The organism is Streptomyces sp. NPDC007162 (genome assembly GCF_040634175.1).
Taxonomy (GTDB): Bacteria; Actinomycetota; Actinomycetes; order Streptomycetales; family Streptomycetaceae; genus Streptomyces.
This window is the reverse complement of sequence record NZ_JBEYFC010000011.1, coordinates 1-17,876: the sequence shown is the minus strand read 5'-3', so window position 1 is coordinate 17,876 and position 17,876 is coordinate 1. Positions and strand designations below refer to the sequence as shown.

At 71.3% G+C, this 17,876-nt stretch carries 17 protein-coding genes and 1 riboswitch; of the genes, 14 read left to right on the top strand and 3 right to left on the bottom strand.

Translation table 11 applies throughout. The features are described 5' to 3' along the window. Positions 1–103: 103 nt before the first annotated feature. On the top strand, positions 104–1,588 hold the full coding sequence (locus ABZ646_RS02630) for an ROK family transcriptional regulator (RefSeq protein ID WP_360512189.1): 1,485 nt from the start codon (positions 104–106) through the stop codon (positions 1,586–1,588). A gap of 17 nt (positions 1,589–1,605) precedes the next feature. Here ABZ646_RS02630 and ABZ646_RS02625 read toward each other — a convergent pair whose 3' ends face one another. Beyond that, positions 1,606–2,340, bottom strand: coding sequence for an SDR family oxidoreductase (locus tag ABZ646_RS02625; RefSeq protein ID WP_360512187.1), 735 nt, complete (start codon positions 2,338–2,340; stop codon positions 1,606–1,608). A gap of 327 nt (positions 2,341–2,667) precedes the next feature. Then, a riboswitch (FMN riboswitch) is annotated at positions 2,668–2,798 on the top strand. A 156-nt stretch (positions 2,799–2,954) separates the two neighbouring features. Here ABZ646_RS02625 and ABZ646_RS02620 point away from each other — a divergent pair. The 9 genes from ABZ646_RS02620 to ABZ646_RS02580 all read left to right on the top strand — a co-directional run bounded on the left by ABZ646_RS02620 (position 2,955) and on the right by ABZ646_RS02580 (position 10,344). After that, positions 2,955–3,560 (top strand): riboflavin synthase, encoded by a 606-nt coding sequence (locus ABZ646_RS02620; protein WP_360512185.1) that lies wholly within the window; start codon positions 2,955–2,957, stop codon positions 3,558–3,560. Continuing rightward, positions 3,557–4,198, top strand: coding sequence for a nicotinamide riboside transporter PnuC (gene pnuC, locus ABZ646_RS02615; RefSeq protein WP_360512183.1), 642 nt, complete (start codon positions 3,557–3,559; stop codon positions 4,196–4,198). The genes ABZ646_RS02620 and pnuC overlap by 4 nt, the downstream gene beginning before the upstream one ends. Further along, on the top strand, positions 4,195–5,484 hold the full coding sequence (locus tag ABZ646_RS02610; protein WP_360512181.1) for a bifunctional 3,4-dihydroxy-2-butanone-4-phosphate synthase/GTP cyclohydrolase II: 1,290 nt from the start codon (positions 4,195–4,197) through the stop codon (positions 5,482–5,484). The genes pnuC and ABZ646_RS02610 overlap by 4 nt, the downstream gene beginning before the upstream one ends. Positions 5,485–5,510: 26 nt before the next feature. After that, the gene (ribH, locus tag ABZ646_RS02605) at positions 5,511–5,996 is read left to right on the top strand and encodes a 6,7-dimethyl-8-ribityllumazine synthase (protein WP_360512179.1); all 486 of its coding nucleotides are present in this window, start codon (positions 5,511–5,513) and stop codon (positions 5,994–5,996) included. 34 nt (positions 5,997–6,030) lie between these two features. Further along, the gene (locus ABZ646_RS02600; RefSeq protein ID WP_030946750.1) at positions 6,031–6,303 is read left to right on the top strand and encodes a phosphoribosyl-ATP diphosphatase; all 273 of its coding nucleotides are present in this window, start codon (positions 6,031–6,033) and stop codon (positions 6,301–6,303) included. Positions 6,304–6,356: 53 nt separating this feature from the next. Further along, positions 6,357–7,205 (top strand): ATP phosphoribosyltransferase, encoded by an 849-nt coding sequence (gene hisG / locus ABZ646_RS02595; RefSeq protein WP_360512177.1) that lies wholly within the window; start codon positions 6,357–6,359, stop codon positions 7,203–7,205. 13 nt (positions 7,206–7,218) lie between these two features. Then, the gene (locus ABZ646_RS02590; RefSeq protein ID WP_360512175.1) at positions 7,219–7,674 is read left to right on the top strand and encodes a PH domain-containing protein; all 456 of its coding nucleotides are present in this window, start codon (positions 7,219–7,221) and stop codon (positions 7,672–7,674) included. Between the two features lie 256 nt (positions 7,675–7,930). Beyond that, entirely contained in the window at positions 7,931–9,259 is a 1,329-nt protein-coding gene (locus ABZ646_RS02585) for a hemolysin family protein (protein WP_360512173.1), read from the top strand. Continuing rightward, the gene (locus ABZ646_RS02580; protein ID WP_360512171.1) at positions 9,256–10,344 is read left to right on the top strand and encodes a hemolysin family protein; all 1,089 of its coding nucleotides are present in this window, start codon (positions 9,256–9,258) and stop codon (positions 10,342–10,344) included. The genes ABZ646_RS02585 and ABZ646_RS02580 overlap by 4 nt, the downstream gene beginning before the upstream one ends. A gap of 72 nt (positions 10,345–10,416) precedes the next feature. Here ABZ646_RS02580 and ABZ646_RS02575 read toward each other — a convergent pair whose 3' ends face one another. Then, a complete protein-coding gene (locus tag ABZ646_RS02575) occupies positions 10,417–12,279 on the bottom strand; it encodes an AAA family ATPase (protein ID WP_360512169.1) in 1,863 nt (620 codons plus the stop codon). A gap of 430 nt (positions 12,280–12,709) precedes the next feature. Then, on the bottom strand, positions 12,710–13,330 hold the full coding sequence (locus ABZ646_RS02570; protein WP_360512231.1) for a hypothetical protein: 621 nt from the start codon (positions 13,328–13,330) through the stop codon (positions 12,710–12,712). 248 nt (positions 13,331–13,578) lie between these two features. On the opposite strand from ABZ646_RS02570, the gene ABZ646_RS02565 reads away from it, so the two are divergent. From ABZ646_RS02565 to ABZ646_RS02550, 4 genes are all read left to right on the top strand, one after another. Further along, positions 13,579–14,529, top strand: coding sequence for a hypothetical protein (locus ABZ646_RS02565; RefSeq protein ID WP_360512168.1), 951 nt, complete (start codon positions 13,579–13,581; stop codon positions 14,527–14,529). Positions 14,530–14,620: 91 nt separating this feature from the next. Then, on the top strand, positions 14,621–16,075 hold the full coding sequence (locus ABZ646_RS02560; RefSeq protein ID WP_360512229.1) for an amino acid permease: 1,455 nt from the start codon (positions 14,621–14,623) through the stop codon (positions 16,073–16,075). 186 nt (positions 16,076–16,261) lie between these two features. Further along, positions 16,262–17,653: a peptidase C39 family protein gene (locus tag ABZ646_RS02555; protein ID WP_360512166.1), complete on the top strand. Its 1,392-nt coding sequence runs from the start codon at positions 16,262–16,264 to the stop codon at positions 17,651–17,653. A gap of 62 nt (positions 17,654–17,715) precedes the next feature. Beyond that, complete coding sequence (locus ABZ646_RS02550; protein ID WP_308310962.1) at positions 17,716–17,856, top strand: SCO1431 family membrane protein; 141 nt, start codon at positions 17,716–17,718, stop codon at positions 17,854–17,856. Positions 17,857–17,876: the final 20 nt, after the last annotated feature.

Genomic DNA, 17,876 nt, shown 5'->3' with positions numbered 1-17,876 from the left:
CGGATGCCGCCCCGCTGTCCGCCGTAAACTATCAGGGACCCTGCCTGATAGATAGGGAGCGAAGTGGCCGTCCCGGGCCGCCCGTTCTGGGAGGATGCCCGTCATGCCCGCATCACCTAGTACCGCCCGGGCCATCAACGACCGGCTCGCGCTGGGCCTGCTCCAGCGGGAAGGGCCGCTGACGGCAGGCCAGTTGAAGCAGCTGACCGGGCTGTCCCGGCCGACCGTCGCCGACCTGGTCGAACGGCTCACCGCGTCCGGCCTGATCACGGTGGTCGGCGAGGCGGGCGAGCAGCGCCGCGGGCCGAACGCACGGCTGTACGGGATCGTCGCCGACCGCGCGTATCTGGCCGCCCTCGACGTGCGCACCGAGAGCGTCTCGGTGCTCGTCTCGGACCTGGTGGGGCGGGTGCTGGCCGAGGGGGCGGTGCCGGTCGGCCCGGAGGCGGGGAACACGGCCGCCGTCGAGCAGGCGGTGGGGCTGGTGGAGCGGGCGGTGAAGGAGGCGGAGGCCACCGGCGGGGGGCGGCTGCACACCGTCGGCATCGGGGCGCCCGGACTCGTCGACCCGGCCACCGGCGAACTCCGCGACTCCGCGGGGCTGCCCGCCTGGCACCGCCGCCTGGGCGCCGTCCTCCAGGAGCGCTTTCCCGACGCCCGGGTCAGCGTCGAGAACGAGACCAGCCTGGCCGCCCTCGCCGAGCAGCGCGAGGGTGTGGCCCGCGACCGGGACACCTTCGTCCTGCTCTGGCTGGGCGACAGCCCCGGCGCCGCCGTCGTCCTGGACGGCAGCCTGCGCCGGGGCGCCTCCGGCGCCACGGGCGAGATCGGCTTCCTGCCGGTCCCGGGCACCCCGGTGCTCCCGTCGGCGACGGACTGCTCGGGCGGCTACCACTCCCTGGTGGGAGCGGCAGCGATCACGGAACTCGCCGAACAGTGCGGGATGGCGCCGTTCGACACCGCGGCACAGGCCGTGGAGAAGGCCACCCGAACAACACCCGACGACACCGACGCACCCCTCGGAGACACGGAGAACGGCGTGACCGGCCACGAGGCCGCCGCGCTCGGCCGCCGGTCGTCGTCCCGTCCGATCCCCGGAGCCGAGGCGGACCCGGCTGCGCCCCTCGGGCGCGCGGGGAACTGCGCGACGAGCCACGGCGTTCCGGCACCCGACAACCGGCCGGTCCTCCCATCGGGCTCCCGTGCCGACGTCGACGTGTCAGCGCCCGACAGGGGCGTGGGGAACGGCGCGGCCAGCCACGACGCGCCCGCACCCGACCACCGGCCCGACCCGGCCCCCCGTGCCGAGCACTCCCGGTTTCTCGATGAGCTCGCCGACCGTATCGCCGTGGGCGTGGCCGCTGTCGTCGCCGTCCTGGACCCCGGCTGCGTGGTGCTCGGCGGAGAGGTCGGCCCGGCCGGCGGCGCGGCGCTCGCCGCCCGCGTCGAGGCCCGGCTGCGCCGGATGTCCCCGATGGCCACGGAGGTACGGGCGAGCACCCTCGGCGGCGCGGCCGTACTGCGCGGCGCCCTGCTGACCGCCCGGGAGCGCGCTCAGGACGACCTGTTCGCGCCCCCTGACCGCTGACCTGAGCCCGCGCGCCGTCAGCGCCGGGCCAGGAAATCCTCGAACGTGCCCTTCCCCACGGCCTGTTCCGGTGCCAGATGTCCACCCTCCCGCAAGGCCCGGTACGCCCCGCCGAACAACGGCACCCCGACCAGCGCCCGGCGTCGTCCGCTCGCCGCCAGGTACGCCCGCGCCAGCGACTCCAGCGACCGCACCTCGGGCCCGCCCATGTCGGCCACCCGCCCCGCCGGTCCCGCGCCGGCCAACTCCGCGAGCCGGCCGGCGACTTCACCCACCTCGATCGGCTGGTCGGCCACCCCGCGCGGCACCGGCAGCACGGGCACCTTCGCAAGCCCTTCGAACAGCGTCACCAGCAGATCGTGGAACTGCGTCGTGCGCAGCACGGTCCAGCCCAGCCCCGACTCCTCGACCAGCCGTTCCACCGCGAGCTTCACCCGGTAGTAGCCGAGCGGCACCCGGTCCACCCCCACGATCGAGATGTACAGGAGATGGCCCACCCCGGCCCGCCGCGCCGCCGCGATCAGGTTCGCCGCCGCCCGCTCGTCACCGCCCTTGGGCGTGCTCGCGCAGTGCACAACCGTTTCCGCACCGGTCAGCGCGGTGTCGAGCCCGGCCCCGCCCGTGCGCAGGTCCACGGCGTGGGGCTGGGCGTGCCGGCTGAGCACCCGCACCTCGTGGCCGTCCGCCCGCAGCCGTCCGACGACGAGCCTGCCCAGCGTTCCGGTTCCGCCGGTCACCAGGGTCGTGGTCATGTCGTTCCGTCCCTCCGGACACCGGGCGCTCCCGGCCGGAACGCCCCTCCGGCGGATACGACCCGGGGGACCCCGGAAAATGTGACATCGGCGCGACCCGGCGACGGGCAAGGGCCGTCGTCACCGCCGCCGGGCCGACCGCACCCTAAAAGGACTAGACCAGCGGGGTCAATAGGGGTGAATCGAAGTCAAGAGCGCGGGCCCGCACGGCCGTTGGGCACGCGGCGCCCCTGGTGAGAAGTCCAGCGTCACCGACTGTGAGGCAGCCCACACGGTTCCCCTGTATGGACCACCATCGGGCGTGGCACACTGGCGGTGTACCAGAAGCAGCGCACTCCGGGGTCGGTGAAACTCCGAACCGGCGGTTACAGTCCGCGACCCGTCCGCTTCCAGCGGCCGGTTGACCAGGTGAAATTCCTGGACCGACGGTTAAAGTCCGGATGGGAGGCAGTGCGCGGCGGGCGAGCATGTACATGTGCGCGCCGCCGTATCTGGTCTCGTCCGATGCCGGGCGGGACCTCGTCGGCGTCGCCCCAGTGTGCTCACCCGTACATTCTGTCGTCCTTCGACAGGCCCCGGAGTCCGCGCCCCGTTGAGGCAGGAGGACCCGGGAAGTGTTCACCGGAATCGTCGAAGAGCTGGGTGAGATCACCGCCGTCGAGAACCTCGGCGACGCCTCCCGTTTCCGGCTCCGTGGCCCCGTAGTGACAGAGGGCGCACAGCACGGCGACTCCATCGCCGTGAACGGGGTCTGTCTGACCGTCGTGGAGCACGAGGGCGACGAGTTCACCGCAGACGTCATGGCGGAGACCCTCCAGCGTTCCTCCCTCGGCGCCCTGGGCGTCGGCTCCCGCGTCAACCTGGAGCGTCCCACCGCCGTCGGCTCCCGCCTCGGCGGCCACATCGTGCAGGGCCACGTCGACGGCACCGGCGAGGTGCTGGCCCGTACCCCCTCCGAGAACTGGGAGATCGTCAAGGTCTCGCTCCCGGCCCACCTCGCCCGCTACGTCGTGGAGAAGGGCTCCATCACGGTCGACGGCATCAGCCTCACCGTCGTGGAGGCGGGCCAGGACTACTTCACGGTCAGCCTCATCCCCACCACCCTCGACCTGACCACGCTCGGCCACAAGCAGCCCGGCGACCCGGTCAACCTCGAGGTCGACGTGGTCGCCAAGTACGTCGAGCGGCTGCTTGCGAACACGCAGGGAGCGGGCAAGTGAACTGGCTGAACTCCGAGGCCTTCACCCTCCTCGGCCAGCGCATCATCTGGTCCGACATGATCGGCAACATCCTGGGGCTGATCACCCTCGCCCTCGGCTGGCAGCGCTCGCTGCTGACCTGGCCGGTGCAGTTCCTCTCCGGCCTGGTCCTGTTCATCGCCTTCTACGGCCACCTGGCCGGCAGCGCGGGCAAGCAGGTCGTCGTCATGGTGGTCGCCCTGTACGGCTGGTGGCAGTGGAACCGGAACAAGGGCCAGTCCGGCGACGGCCACATCGTCCCCCGCTTCGCCACCTGGCGTGAGCGCGGCGCGATGCTCGCCGCCGCGGCCGTCGGCACGGTCGCCGTCGCCCTGCTCTTCAAGGCCTTCCCGTCCCTGTCCTGGGACCCGTGGCCGGACGCTTACATCTTCGTCGGCACGATCGTCGCGATGTACGCCCAGGCCCGCGGCATGGTCGAGTTCTGGATCGCCTGGCTCCTGGTCGACGTGGTCGGCGTCCCCCTGAACTTCGCCAACGGCTACGCCTTCTCCGGCTTCGTCTACGTCATATACGGCGCGCTCGTCCTGTGGGGCATGCGCGACTGGTGGCTGCGCTCCCGCCAGGGCTCGCGGCCCGCTCTGGAAGGAGCACCCGCATGACCGCGGCACCCGTTCTCCACCACACCGACGACATCGACGGACTCACTCTCGACCCGGTCGAGCAGGCCATCGCCGACATCGCCGCCGGCCGCCCGGTCGTGGTGGTCGACGACGAGGACCGCGAGAACGAGGGCGACCTCGTCATCGCCGCCGAGAAGGCCACCCCCGAGATCATCGCCTTCATGATGAGCGAGTGCCGCGGCCTGATCTGCGCCCCCATGGAGAGCGACGAACTCGAACGGCTCCGGCTGCCGCAGATGGTCGAGGACAACACCGAGTCCATGAAGACCGCGTTCACCGTCTCCGTGGACGCCTCCGCCGCGCACGGCGTCACCACCGGTATCTCGGCCGCCGACCGCGCCACCACCCTCCAGCTGCTGGCGAGCGGCGAGGCCGAGCCCACCGACCTCGTCCGCCCCGGCCACGTCTTCCCGCTGCGCGCCCGTCCCGGCGGCGTCCTCACCCGCGACGGCCACACCGAGGCCGCCGTCGACCTCGCCCGGCTCGCGGGCCTGCGCCCCGCCGGTGCCATCGTGGAGATCGCCGGTGAGGACGGCCGGATGCTCCGCCTCCCCGAGCTGATCCCGTTCGCCCGCAAGCACGGCCTGACGATCATCTCCATCGCGGACCTGATCACCTACCGCCGGTCCGCCGAACCGGCCGTCCGCCGCGAGGCCGAGGTCAGGCTGCCCACCCGGCACGGCACCTTCACGGCGTACGGCTACCGCTCCACCGCCGACGGCGTCGAGCACGTCGCCCTCGTCCACGGCGAGATCGGCGACGGTGAGGACGTCCTGGTCCGCGTCCACTCCGAGTGCCTCACCGGGGACGTCTTCGGCTCCGCCCGCTGCGACTGCGGCCCCCAGCTCGACGAGGCGCTCGAACGCATCCAGGCAGAGGGCCGGGGCATCGTCGTCTACCTGCGCGGACACGAGGGCCGCGGCATCGGGCTGCTGTCCAAGCTGCGCGCCTACGAACTCCAGGAACGCGGCCGCGACACCCTCGACGCCAACCTCGAACTCGGCCTGCCCGCCGATGCCCGCGACTACCGCGCCGGCGCCCGGATCCTGGCCGACCTCGGTGTCCACAGCGTCCGCCTGATGACCAACAACCCCGACAAGAGCGACGCGCTGCTCAGCCACGGTCTCAGGATCAGCGGGCGCGAGCCGATGCCCGTGCAGGCGGGCGAGCACAACCTCCGCTACCTGCGCACCAAGCGGGACCGGATGGGCCACGACCTGCCCTGGCTGGACACGCCGGCCGTGGCCACCTGCGCGAACCAGTAGAGAAACAGCACTGAGGAGAGACGTACGTGAGCGGCAAGGGTGCACCGGAGTTGTCCGTCCGCAATGTCAGCGACCTGCGGGTCGCCGTCATCGCGGCCCAGTGGCACGAGAAGGTGATGGACGGACTGGTGGACGGCGCCCTGCGCGCCCTGCGCGAGCTGGGGATCGACGAGCCCACCCTGCTCCGCGTCCCCGGCACCTGGGAACTCTCGGTCGCCGCGAAGGTCCTCGCCGGCCGCGGCTACGACGCGGTGGTCGCCCTCGGCGTCGTCATCCGCGGCGGCACGCCGCACTTCGAGTACGTGTGCCAGGGCGTCACCCAGGGCCTCACCCAGGTCTCCGTCGACACCGGCGTCCCCGTCGGCTTCGGCGTACTCACCTGCGACAACGAGGAGCAGGCCCTGGACCGCGCCGGTCTGCCCGGTTCGAACGAGGACAAGGGCCACGAGGCGGTGACGGCGGCGGTGGCGACGGCGGCCACCCTCCGCTCAGTATCCGAACCCTGGCACTGAGCGAGGCGGCGTTTGGCGTAGTCTGGCGCTCACCATGTCCAACAAGACTTTCGAGGAGCTCTTCACCGAGCTCCAGCACAAGGCCGCCCACGGCGACCCCGCCACGTCCCGCACCGCCGAGCTGGTCGGCAAGGGCGTCCATGCCATCGGCAAGAAGGTCGTCGAGGAGGCCGCCGAGGTCTGGATGGCCGCCGAGTACGAGGGCAAGGAAGCGGCCGCCGAGGAGATCTCGCAGCTGCTCTACCACGTCCAGGTGATGATGGTCGCCCGCGGGATCTCGCTGGACGACGTCTACGCCCATCTGTGAAACCCCTCACAGACACCCCCCTTTCAGCCCTCGAAGCGAAGGAAGCCGACCTCATGCTGCGCATCGCCGTCCCCAACAAGGGTTCCCTCTCAGGCCCTGCGGCGGACATGCTGCATGAGGCCGGCTACCGGCAGCGCCGGGAGTCCAAGGAACTCCGTATCGTCGACCCGGTCAACGACGTGGAATTCTTCTACCTGCGACCCCGCGACATCGCGATCTACGTCTCCTCCGGCCGCCTCGACATCGGCATCACCGGCCGTGACCTGCTGGTGGACTCCGGCGCCAACGCCGAGGAGATCCTCCCCCTGGGCTTCGCCCGCTCCACCTTCCGGTTCGCCTCCAAGCCGGGCGCCGCGAGCACCCTGGCGGACCTCAAGGGCAAGACGGTCGCCACCTCCTACGAGGGCATCGTCGCCAAGCACCTCGCCGACAGCGGCGTCGACGCCTTCGTCGTCCACCTCGACGGCGCCGTGGAGACCGCCATCGAGCTGGGCGTCGCCGAGGTCATCGCCGACGTCGTCGAGACCGGCACCAGCCTGCGCAACGCCGGCCTGGAGGTCTTCGGCGAGCCGATCATGAAGTCCGAGGCGATCGTCGTCCGCCGCACCGGCGCCGACGCCGAGGAACCCAAGGTCCAGCAGTTCCTGCGCCGCCTCCAGGGCGTCCTGGTCGCCCGGACGTACGTGATGATGGACTACGACTGCCGGGTCGAGCAGCTGGAGAAGGCCGTCGCCCTCACCCCGGGTCTGGAGTCGCCGACCGTCTCCCCGCTGCACAACGAGGGCTGGGTCGCCGTCCGCGCCATGGTCCCCACCAAGGACGCCCAGCGGATCATGGACGACCTGTACGACCTGGGCGCCCGCGCCATCCTCACCACGGCCATCCACGCCTGCCGCCTCTGAGGGTCTGCCAGAGATGTCCGAGCTGCCCACCCTGCCCGTCACCTTCCGGCCGGGCCGCACGCGCGCGATCCTGCTCACAGCGGGTGCCGCGATCTTCCTCACCATATCCGGCGTCGCGCTGCTCCTGGAGCAGCTCGGCCCGGGGGAGAAGCTCAGTTTCGTCCTCACCGGTGCACTGATCTTCTGGGTGCTGGCGCGGCTGGCCCGCGTGAAGGTCGTCGCGGAGGAGTCCGGGGTCACCGTCGTCAACATCGCCGGCGAGCGGCACCTGGAGTGGGCGGAGATCCTCCAGGTGAACCTCCGCCCGGGTGACCCGTGGGTGTTCCTCAACCTCAGCGACGGCACCAGCCTGCCCGCGCTCGGCATCCAGCCGGGCATCGCCAGGCAGCGCGCGATCGCCGACGCCAAGGCCCTGCGAGCCCTCGCCGAGGCCCGCGCGATCCACGACCCCGAGCAGCATCAGGGCTGAGATCACGCAACTTCGGGGGCGTCTCGGGGCCGTCGACCCTGCCGCAACGGCCCCTGTCTTGATTAATCTGTTGGCGGAGGCTTTTCACGTCCCGCCTCCGCCCCTGTCGCGCGCCCCGCGCACAGGGGTTCCTGCTACCCGAGGAGTGACCCTCTCCGGCGATGGACGGATCGTCCTGTAGTACCTGCGCCGCCCCCTCCCGACATACCGCGGACCGCTGCGGCGAAGTCCGCGACGAAGCGGAGGCGGCGGCATCATGACCACCCCCCTGCTGTTCCTGGCAGCGGCGTTCCTGCTCATCCTCGCCAACGGCTTCTTCGTGGCCGCCGAGTTCGGCCTGGTCACCGTCGAACGCCCGGAGGCCGAGAAGGCCGCCGCCGACGGCGACAAGCGTGCCCGTACGGTCGTCGAATCGCTGAAGGAGCTGTCCTTCCAGCTGTCCGGCACCCAGCTCGGCATCACCATCACCTCCCTGGTCGTCGGCATGCTCGCCGAACCGGCACTGGCCGCGCTGCTGCGCGGCCCGTTCACCGCGATCGGCCTCCCCGAGGGCGCCGTCTCCGGTATCGCCGTGGTCGTCGGCATGCTGCTGGCCTCGGCCATCCAGATGGTGATCGGCGAACTCGTACCCAAGAACTGGGCGGTCTCCAAGCCCCTCCAGGTCGCGCGCTTCGTCGCCGGCCCCCAGGCCCGCTTCTCCCGGCTCTTCCGCCCGGTCATCGCCGCGCTGAACACGGTCGCCAACCGGCTCGTGCGCGCCCTCGGGGTCGAACCGGCCGTGGAGCTGGCGTCCGCCCGCACCCCCGGCGAGCTGGTCTCCCTGGCCCGGCACTCGGCTCAGGCCGGCGCCCTGGAGCAGGACACGGCCGACCTGTTCGTCCGCACCCTGTCCCTGGGCGAGCTGACCGCCCAGCACGTCATGACCCCGCGGGTGAAGGTCAGCGCGCTCCAGGACTCGGCGACCGCCGAGGACGTCGTCAACCTCACCCGGGCCACCGGCCTCTCCCGCTTCCCCGTCTACCGGGAGAAGATCGACGAGATCGTCGGCATGGCCCACCTCAAGGACGCACTGGCGGTGCCCGTGCACGAACGGCTGCACACCCCCGTGGGCCGCATCGCCCGCCAGGCGCTGCTGGTCCCCGAGACACTCCCGGTCCAGCCCCTGCTGGCACGGCTGCGCAGCGAACAGCCCATCGCGGTCGTCGTCGACGAGTACGGCGGCACGGCCGGCGTGGTCACCCTGGAGGACATCGTCGAGGAACTCGTCGGCGAGGTCCGCGACGAGCACGACAGCCCGGACGCGCCGGAACTCTCCACCGCCCCCTCCCAGGACGGCAAGCCGGCCTGGGACGTCGACGGCAGCGTCCGCGTGGACATCCTCCAGCGGATAGGTCTGGACGTGCCGGAGGGCCCGTACGAGACGGTCGCCGGACTGGTCGCCGACCTGCTCGGCCGTATCCCGGCGCCCGGCGACCGCGCGGAACTGCCCGGATGGCGGCTGTCGGTCCGCCGCGTCGGCCACTACCGTGCCGAACGCGTCCGCCTGGTCCGGGTCGCCCCCGCCGTCGCGGAGGCCGCCCGATGAGCGTCCTGCAACTGGTCTTCGCCGGGGTGCTGGTACTGGCCAACGGCTTCTTCGTGGGCGCGGAGTTCGCGCTGGTCTCGGTCCGCCGCAGCCAGATCGAACCGCTGGGCACGGCGCGGGCCCGCCAGGTGCTGTACGGCCTGGAACGACTGCCGCAGATGATGGCCGCGGCCCAGTTCGGCATCACCGTGTGCTCGCTGACCCTGGGCGCGGTGGCCGAACCGACCGTGGCGCATCTGCTGGAGCCGTTGTTCGAGGCGATCCACCTGCCCGAAGGCACGATCCACCCCCTCGGCTACGTGATCGCGCTGGCCGGTGTCGTCTTCTTCCACCTGGTCATCGGTGAGATGGTGCCGAAGAACCTGGCGATGGCGGCACCGGAGAAGGCGGCGCTCTGGCTGAGTCCCGGCCTGGTGGCCTTCGCCCGGGTGTGCCGGCCGATCACGGTCGCGCTCGGCGCCTGCGCCCAGGGCATCCTCAAGCTCTTCCGGGTGGAGCCGAAGGACGAGGTCGAGGCCGTCGTCACCAGCGAGCAGCTGAACCGGCTCCTGGAGGACTCCGGCCAGGCGGGGCTTCTCGGCCCCGAGGAGCGGGAGCGCCTGGAGGACGCGCTGGAACTGGGTTCCCGCCCGGTGACGGACGTCCTCCTGCGACGCGAGTCCCTGATCACGGTCCCGCCGTCGGTCACCCCGGGCCAGATCGTCGAGCTCACCGCCCGCACCGGGTACTCCCGCTTCCCGGTGGCGGCCGAGTCCGGTGCCTTCATGGGCTACGTGCACGTGAAGGACGTACTCGACCTGGAGGACTCGGAGCGGGCGGTGCCGCAGCAGATATGGCGGCCGATGACGACCCTGAGGGCGGAGCTGCCTCTCGACGACGCCCTCACGGTGATGCGCCGGGCCGCCACCCACCTGGCCCAGGTGGCCGACGCGAAGGGCAAGGTGCTCGGCCTGGTCGCCCTGGAGGACGTACTCGAACTGCTCGTCGGCGAGGTGACGGACCCGGCGCACCGGGAACAGCCGACGCCGCCACGGGCTCCGGAGCCGCGGGGGAGTGGGGAGCCGGAGGAGGTCATGGCCCGGTGAGGCCGTAGTCAGGCTGCGGGTGCGTGGGGGCTGGTCGCGCAGTTCCTCCCCCAGCGCCCGCCCCACCCGCAGCTACATCCCGGCCGCCGGGTCCTGCGGCCCCCGTCCCGACAGCACCTCCCCGTACGCCTGCATCAGGTCCGGCAGCCGCAACGTCGCCAGGTCGTCCCGCGACAGCGCACCCGGGTAGACGGACAGCCGCAGATCCCGGTACGCGCAGCTCTTCTCGTACAGCGTGCGCAGGAACCTGCCGTTGCCCAGTTCGTCGATCCAGCCCTGGTCGACCACGTGTCCGGCGATGGAGCGCAGCTCCTCCAGGGCCTCCTCGTCCCACGCGTCACCGTTCTCCGCGGCCAGCACCTCCCCGATGGAGGTCAGCTCCAGCGGACGGTAGGACGGGAAGTCGACGCGGGTGGTGAAACGGGAGGAGAGCCCGGGGTTGGCGGCCAGCAGACGGTCCATGCCCTCCGGGTAGCCCGCCAGGATCACCACCAGGTGGTCGCGGTTGTCCTCGGCCCGCTTCAGCAGCACCTGGAGGGCCTCGTCGCCGTACGCGTCGCCCTTGCCGTACCCCGAGTTGGACAGGGAGTAGGCCTCGTCGACGAACAGGACACCGCCGATCGCGGAGTCGATCAGTTCGTTGGCCTTCACCGCGGTCTGGCCGAGGTACTCGCCGACGAGATCGGCCCGCTGGGCCTCCACCAGATGGTCCCCGCCCAGCAGCCCCAGCGCGTAGAAGACCCGGCCGAGAATCCGGGCGACAGTGGTCTTCCCGGTACCGGACGGCCCGGAGAAGACGAAGTGGCGTTTCGGCGGCTGCACCGGCAGCCCCTGCCCGGCCCGCAACCGAGCCATGTTCAACTGCGCGGACAGCGCCTTGACCTGCCGCTTCACGGGCTCCAGTCCGACCATGCGCTCCAGTTCGGCGAGCGCCTCCTCGAGTAACGCGGGGTCGGTCGGCCCGGCCGGCAGCGGAGGCGCCGCCACCACCTTCTCGCGCACCGCCGGGTCGATCACCGACGGCATCGCCCCGGCCGGCGGCTCCGCCTCCCCGAACCGCAGGTCGCGTCCCTCCATGCCGAACAGCGGGTCGAGCAGGTCGGGCCCGTCCACCACGTCCTGCCCGGCGCCGGTGAGGGTGATCGACGCGAGGTCGGCGGTGTCGTCGTACCCGTCGCCCTCGGCTATCGCGGCCAGCCGGGCGGAGGTGTCCATGAAGGCGGGGTCGACCCGGTGCACGGCCCGGTACAGGGGGAGCGCGGCGGCGCTGCGGCCGGTGCCCTCGTGTGCCCGGGCCAGCCAGTAGCGCAGCTCCTTGCGCTGCGGCTGCTCACTGCGGCACCGCATCAGCGCCGCGGAGAGCAGGGGTTCGGCCTGTCCGTACATTTCGAGACGGACGCGGGCCATGCCGCCGAAGAGGCCCGCCTCGATGCCGAGCATGGGATCGTCGAGGAGCGGGTCGGTGTGCCGTACCAGCTGCTCCCAGTCCTTGACCAGATAGGCCCGGCAGGAGTGCAGGAAGCGGACGTGGTGGTCGGCGTCGACGGGCGGCAGTCCGGCGAGGGCCCGGTCGAGTTCCGGGACGTGTCTGCCGTCCAGCCAGTGGGAGGCGTGGGCGAGCAGCAGATCACGCGGGCTCTCCAGGACCGGCTGCACCCACCAGCCCAGCCAGTACCAGGAGTTGAGCGTACGGCGGTGCCGCCCGCGCTGTTCGCCGAAGCGGTCCCGGTGCCGGAACATCCGCAGCAGCGCGGTGGTCGTGTCGACCCGCAGCGCGTGCAGGCCGAGCCAGGCGTCGGCCATCCCGGGATCCATCCGCACCGCGGTGCGGAATTCCTCCTCGGCCTGCGGATAGGCGCCCATCGTGTAGGCGTCCACGCCTCGCAGCCAGGCGAGGTCGGCCGGGGCCTCGAGGCCCTGCGTGCCGAATTCCATCACGTCCCCCACAAACCGTGCCCCCGTGGTTGGCCCCCGGGCTCCCCCCGATGGCCGCCGTTGGTCGAACCGCTGTGCCGCGGACCGGAGTTGCAGGTGCGCGAAGCAGCCGTTCGAAGGTCGCACCGAGGGCATCGTACCTGCGGTTCCGGCGCCCGCCGAAGGGTGCCGCACAGGCCGTTTGGCGAGGCGGGAGCAGACGGGGCGCACACCGGTCGGTGACCGAGGGTGAGCGCGAGGGCGCGCGCGGCGCACGCAAAAGGGGCAAAGGGCAGAACGAAGCCCCCGATCACGGGGGAACAACCGGGGGCTTCGCGTCTGTGGGGCGGCTTCCGAGAGCCGCTTCTTGAGAACGTAAGACCTGTATGGCCTTTGGGTCAAGCAGAGTTGAGGTACTCGGGCAACTTATTCGAGGCGCGTCTTCACAAGTTCAGCACACCGCCGACGGACCGTCACGGTGGGTGACGTCTTGGTCCGGTCCAAGCGGCTTCGCGGGTCCCGGCAGTACCTCGTACCCCTGCTGCGACTGTGTCACCAGAAGATCGGCGCAGGACCGTGAGGGGTCTGCGGCGAAGTGTTCACGTTCCTCCTCGACCCACCGGGCCCAGAAGTCCCGTTGTTCCGCGCCGTCCCGTGCCCTGCCCCGGGTCCAGGACTGCTCGTGCGGCAGCTCCATCCACAGCAGCCGCGCCAGATGGGGGCGCAGCGCCCGGCGGCCGGCGCCCACCCCCTCGACGAGGACCACGGGGGCGGGTGGCAGCGGGCGGGACGGGCCGAAGCGGCGGGCCCGCCAGTCGTAGGGGGAGTAGTGCGCCGTCGCGCCCCGGCCGAGCGGCTCGATCACCTGGGTCAGCAGGCGGCCGGTCCAGCCGAACAGCTCCTCGTGGCTGGCGATGTCGTCGAGGTGCAGCACCGGCGCCCCGCCCAGTGCGTCGGCCAGTCGTCCGGCGAACGTGGTCTTCCCCGAGCCGGCGTGCCCGTCGACGGCGACGAGCCGGACCGGCCCGCAGGAAGGGGACAGCTTCTGGAGTGCGGAGGCGAGGTGGTGAATGACGATTCCCGAGGTGTGCCGCGGTGTGGGGTGTTTTCCGGAAACATTCTAGTAGTGCGGCGCATAGCGGGCGTTTGCGACCCCGGGGAAGTCGAGGTTTGAACTAATTTCGCGTCGGTCTCCAGCAACGGCCGTCAATATTTCCGACCGGCTGACCGATATGTCGAATTCGGATGTTCCCGCCCTCCCCGGCCGTGAGTAGGGTGCCTTCAGGCGTGCACGCGTCGCACGGGGACGGACAGGGGAAGATGGCCGCGGAGTTATTCGAGGGGCAGTACGTATGGCATCCGGCGGCCGATGACCGCTTCCTGGCGAGTGTATGCGTGGACGTGCGCGCCGGAAGATATCTGAACGCGCGCGAGGCGCTGGCCGAGACGCGTTCCGACTTCGCCCTGCGCGCCCACCGCTCCCTGGTCCTGGCCTCCGAGGCGGCCGGCACCGACCTGGTCGAACGCTGGCTCGCCGAGGAACCGGGACCCGAGTCGACGCTGATGTGGGCCCGGGTCGCCGTGCAGCGCGCCATCCGGGCGGCCGACGCCCACGACGAGCGGGCCGAGGCGCTGGAGCGGATCGCCCTCACCGCCTGCGAGCGCGCCGCCGCCATGAACCCCGCCGACCCCACGCCCTGGGCCGCCAAGCTGGCCATGGCCCGGCTGCACCGCCCGCACGATGCCGCCCCCGGTGGCCTGCTGACCTCGCCGCCGGGGCCCTGGCGGCTGTTCGCGCACACCCTCGGCCTCGACCCCTGGCACCGCGAGGCGCACCACCGCTTCCTCTCCTTCTTCTTCGCCCGACACGGCGGCTCGGTGACCGCGGCCTGGGACGTCGCCGCCTTCCTCGGCCAGCGGGCCCCCGCCGACTCGGCGTTACGGCTGCTGCCCCTGGTCGCGCTGGTGGAGAGCCACAACCCCACCCAACTGCTCGCCGAGCGGGTCTGGGAGCAGCCCCAGTGGCGCGCCACGGCGCTGTCCATCTACCGCAACTGGCTGCCCGCCGTGGCCGGCTACCGCTTCACCCCGGTGCTCGACCTGGCCTACCTCGCGCACGCCCTGGTCATGGCCCAGTGCGAGTTCGAGGCCCGGGCGGTCTTCGCGGCCATGGGGCCGTACGCCTCCCGGATGCCCTGGAGCGTCTTCGGCGAGCCCGCCGAACAGCTCTCCCGGTCCCGCCGCGCCTGCGGCCTGTCCGTCCCCTCCTAGTCCCTCCCGGTCCCTCCTGGCGAAAGGTCGGCAAGTGTCAGAACGCACAGCGGATCCGATCGTGCTCGACGACGACGCGACCCTGCACGCGATGGGCTATCCACGGAAACTCACCCGCCGATTCAAGGCGTTCGACAATTTCGCGATCTCCTTCACCATCATCAATATTCTTTCAGGAATCTTCTCGTCCTTCGGATTCGGTATGAACGCGGGTGGCCCCCGTGTTCTCGTGTTCGGCTGGATCGGCGTCTGCGTACTGGTGCTGTGCATCGGTGCCGCCATGGCGGAGGTCGCCTCCGCCTATCCGACGAGCGGTGCGCTGTATTTCTCCGCGGGCAAACTCGCCAAACGGCACAAGGGTGCCTGGTCCTGGTACACGGGCTGGCTCAACTTCGTGGGCCAGATCGGCGGTACGGCCGCCACCGGATACGCGGCGGCCACCTTCGTCCAGGCGTTCGTCGCCCTCCAGTGGACCTCGTACACGCCGACCGCCCACCAGACGGTGCTGATCACGGCCCTGATCATCGTGCTCCAGGGACTCGCCAACACCTACACCGTCCAGCTCGTCGCCGTACTGAACCGGATATCCGTGTGGTGGCTGCTGATCGGACTCGTGGTGATCGTGAGCACACTGACCGTGCTGCCCGACCATCACCGGTCGGCATCCTTCGTGACGCATTTCGTGAACAACACCGGCTTCACCGACGGCCTTTACGGCGGCATGCTCGGTCTGCTGGTCACCAGCTGGACCTTCACCGGCTTCGACGGCAGCTTCCACATGTCCGAGGAAACCGTCCAGGCGACCGTCAACGCCCCCAAGGGCATCATCCGTTCCATCGGCTATTCGGCGATCACCGGTCTGGTCCTGATGCTCGCCCTCGTCTACAGCATCGGTGACTACGCCAAGGTGGCGAGCTCCTCCGCGCCGCCCGTCCAGATTCTCATCGACGGGCTCGGCATGGGCTGGGCCAAGGCGATGCTGCTCGTCGTCATCGGCGCCATGCTCTTCTGCGGCCTCGCCAACCTCACCAGCAACACCAGGCAGATCTTCGCCTTCTCCCGGGACGGTGCCATGCCCGGCTCCCGGCTCTGGCACTCGGTGTCCCCCCGCACCCGGACGCCCGTCAAGGCCGTATGGCTCGCGGTGGCCTGCTCGCTCGCCCTGGTGGCGCCGGGCTGGTGGTCGCACACGGCGTTCACCGCGATCGTCAGCGTCAACGTCGTCGGTCTGTTCCTCGCCTACGCCGTGCCGGTGTTCCTGCGGCTGCGCCTCGGTGACGAGTTCCAGCCGGGGCCGTGGAACCTGGGCCGCTGGAGCAGGCCGGTCGGCTGGCTCGCGGTGGTGTGGATCCTGCTCAGCAGCGTCCTGTTCATGCTGCCGCAGGCCTCGCCGATCACGGCCGATTCCTTCAACTACGCGCCGATCGCACTCGCCGTCGTCCTGGTCGTGGCCACGGCCTGGTGGTTCGCCACCGCCCGCCGCCGCTTCCAGGGCCCGGTCAGCTACGGCGGCCCCGACGAGGTCGCCGCGATGGACCTCGTCTGACCCCTCGGCCGAACGCCCCGGCGCCCGTCCCCGGGCCGGCGCCGGGGGCTTTCAGCGGACAGGACCAATATCGGTGGGCGTGGCACGGGCGCAGGTGCTGGTAGGGGCAGGGCGCCTGTTCCATAGTGGGCGCACAGTCCCGCACCCGGACCAGCCGCGTCGTGCACCCCTGGGGGTCTTCCACCCATGAGCAGAGCCGAACAGCCGTCCCGCAGAACCGTGCTGGCAGCCGCCGCCCGCGTCGCCGCGGCTGCCGTGGCCCAAGGAGCGGTCGTCGCCGCCCCCGCGGCCGCGACACCACTGACCGACGCCGACGCCGACGCGGAGCCCACCGGCCGGGCCGGGGACACCCCCGTCGACCACTGCTCCTGGACCACCTGCGACGACTGGCGGACCGGCACCGCCAGGGGAGCCGAGGCCGTCGCCGGCGACCGCCCCGGTGTGGTCGTCGCCACCCCGGCCGGGACCACCACCTACGCCGACCCCCACACCGGCAAGAGCGCCACCTGGGAGTACGCCACCTGGACCGGCCCGGTGCACCGGCTCGCCGTCCCCGCCACCGAGGCCGTCGCCTCCTGGAACGCGGACACCCCGGCCGGCACCTGGATCCAGGTCGAACTGCACGGCACCTACTCCGACGGCACCGACACCCCCTGGTACGTGATGGGCCGCTGGGCGGCCGGCGACCAGGACATCAAGCGGACCTCGGTCGACGGCCAGGGCGACGGCAGGAGCAGCATCTCGACGGACACCTTCGCCGTCGCCGATCCCGGCGGCGGCCTGCGTCTCGCGTCGTACCAGCTGCGCCTGACCCTCTACCGGCGGCCCGGTACCAACCTCACCCCGACGGTCTGGCGGCTCGGCGCCATGGGCTCCGACGTCCCGGACCGCTTCACCGTGCCGGCCTCCACGCCCGGTCTCGCCCGGGAACTGCAGGTCCCGCGGTATTCGCAGGAGATCCACAAGGGCCAGTACCCGGAGTACGACAACGGCGGCGAGGCCTGGTGCAGCCCCACGTCCTCGCAGATGATCGTCGAGTACTGGGGCGGCCGGCCCACCCCCGCGCAGCTGGCCTGGGTCGACCCGTCCTACGCCGACCCGCAGGTCTGCCACGCGGCCCGTCACACCTACGACTACCAGTACGGGGGCTGTGGCAACTGGCCGTTCAACGCGGCCTACGCGGCCACGTACAAGGACCTCCAGGGCGTGGTGACGCGGCTCGGTTCGCTGACCGACCTGGAGACCCTGATCGCGGCCGGCATCCCGGCCATGACCTCGCAGTCGTTCCTGGCGAGCGAGCTGACGGGCGCCGGTTACGGTACCTCGGGGCATCTGATGACGGTGATCGGCTTCACCGCGGACGGCGACGTGATCGCCAACGACCCGTGCTCGCCCACCGACGACGCGGTCCGGCGGGTCTACCGGCGGCGGGAGTTCGAGAACATCTGGCTGCGCACCAGGCGCTACAACGCCGACGGCAAGGTGACCTCCGGCACCGGTGGGGTCTGCTACCTGTACTTCCCGGCCTTCCCGACGCCGGAGCAGACCAGGGCGCTCGCGGCGGTCGGCGTGCGCTGACCCGGCCTCCTGTGACCGAGCTCTCGGCCGCAAAAGCCGCAATCGGTGGCATGGTGGACGCCATGACCACGCACTCCGCCACCGCTGCCCGCGCCCGTACCGGCGGCCCGAAGGACGACGGCCCGAAGGTTCTGGAACATGTCATGGGCTGGACCCTGGTCGTGGTCATCGCCATGCTGGTCACCCAACTCGGGCTGCTGTGACCTGACGCGCGACCTGAGCT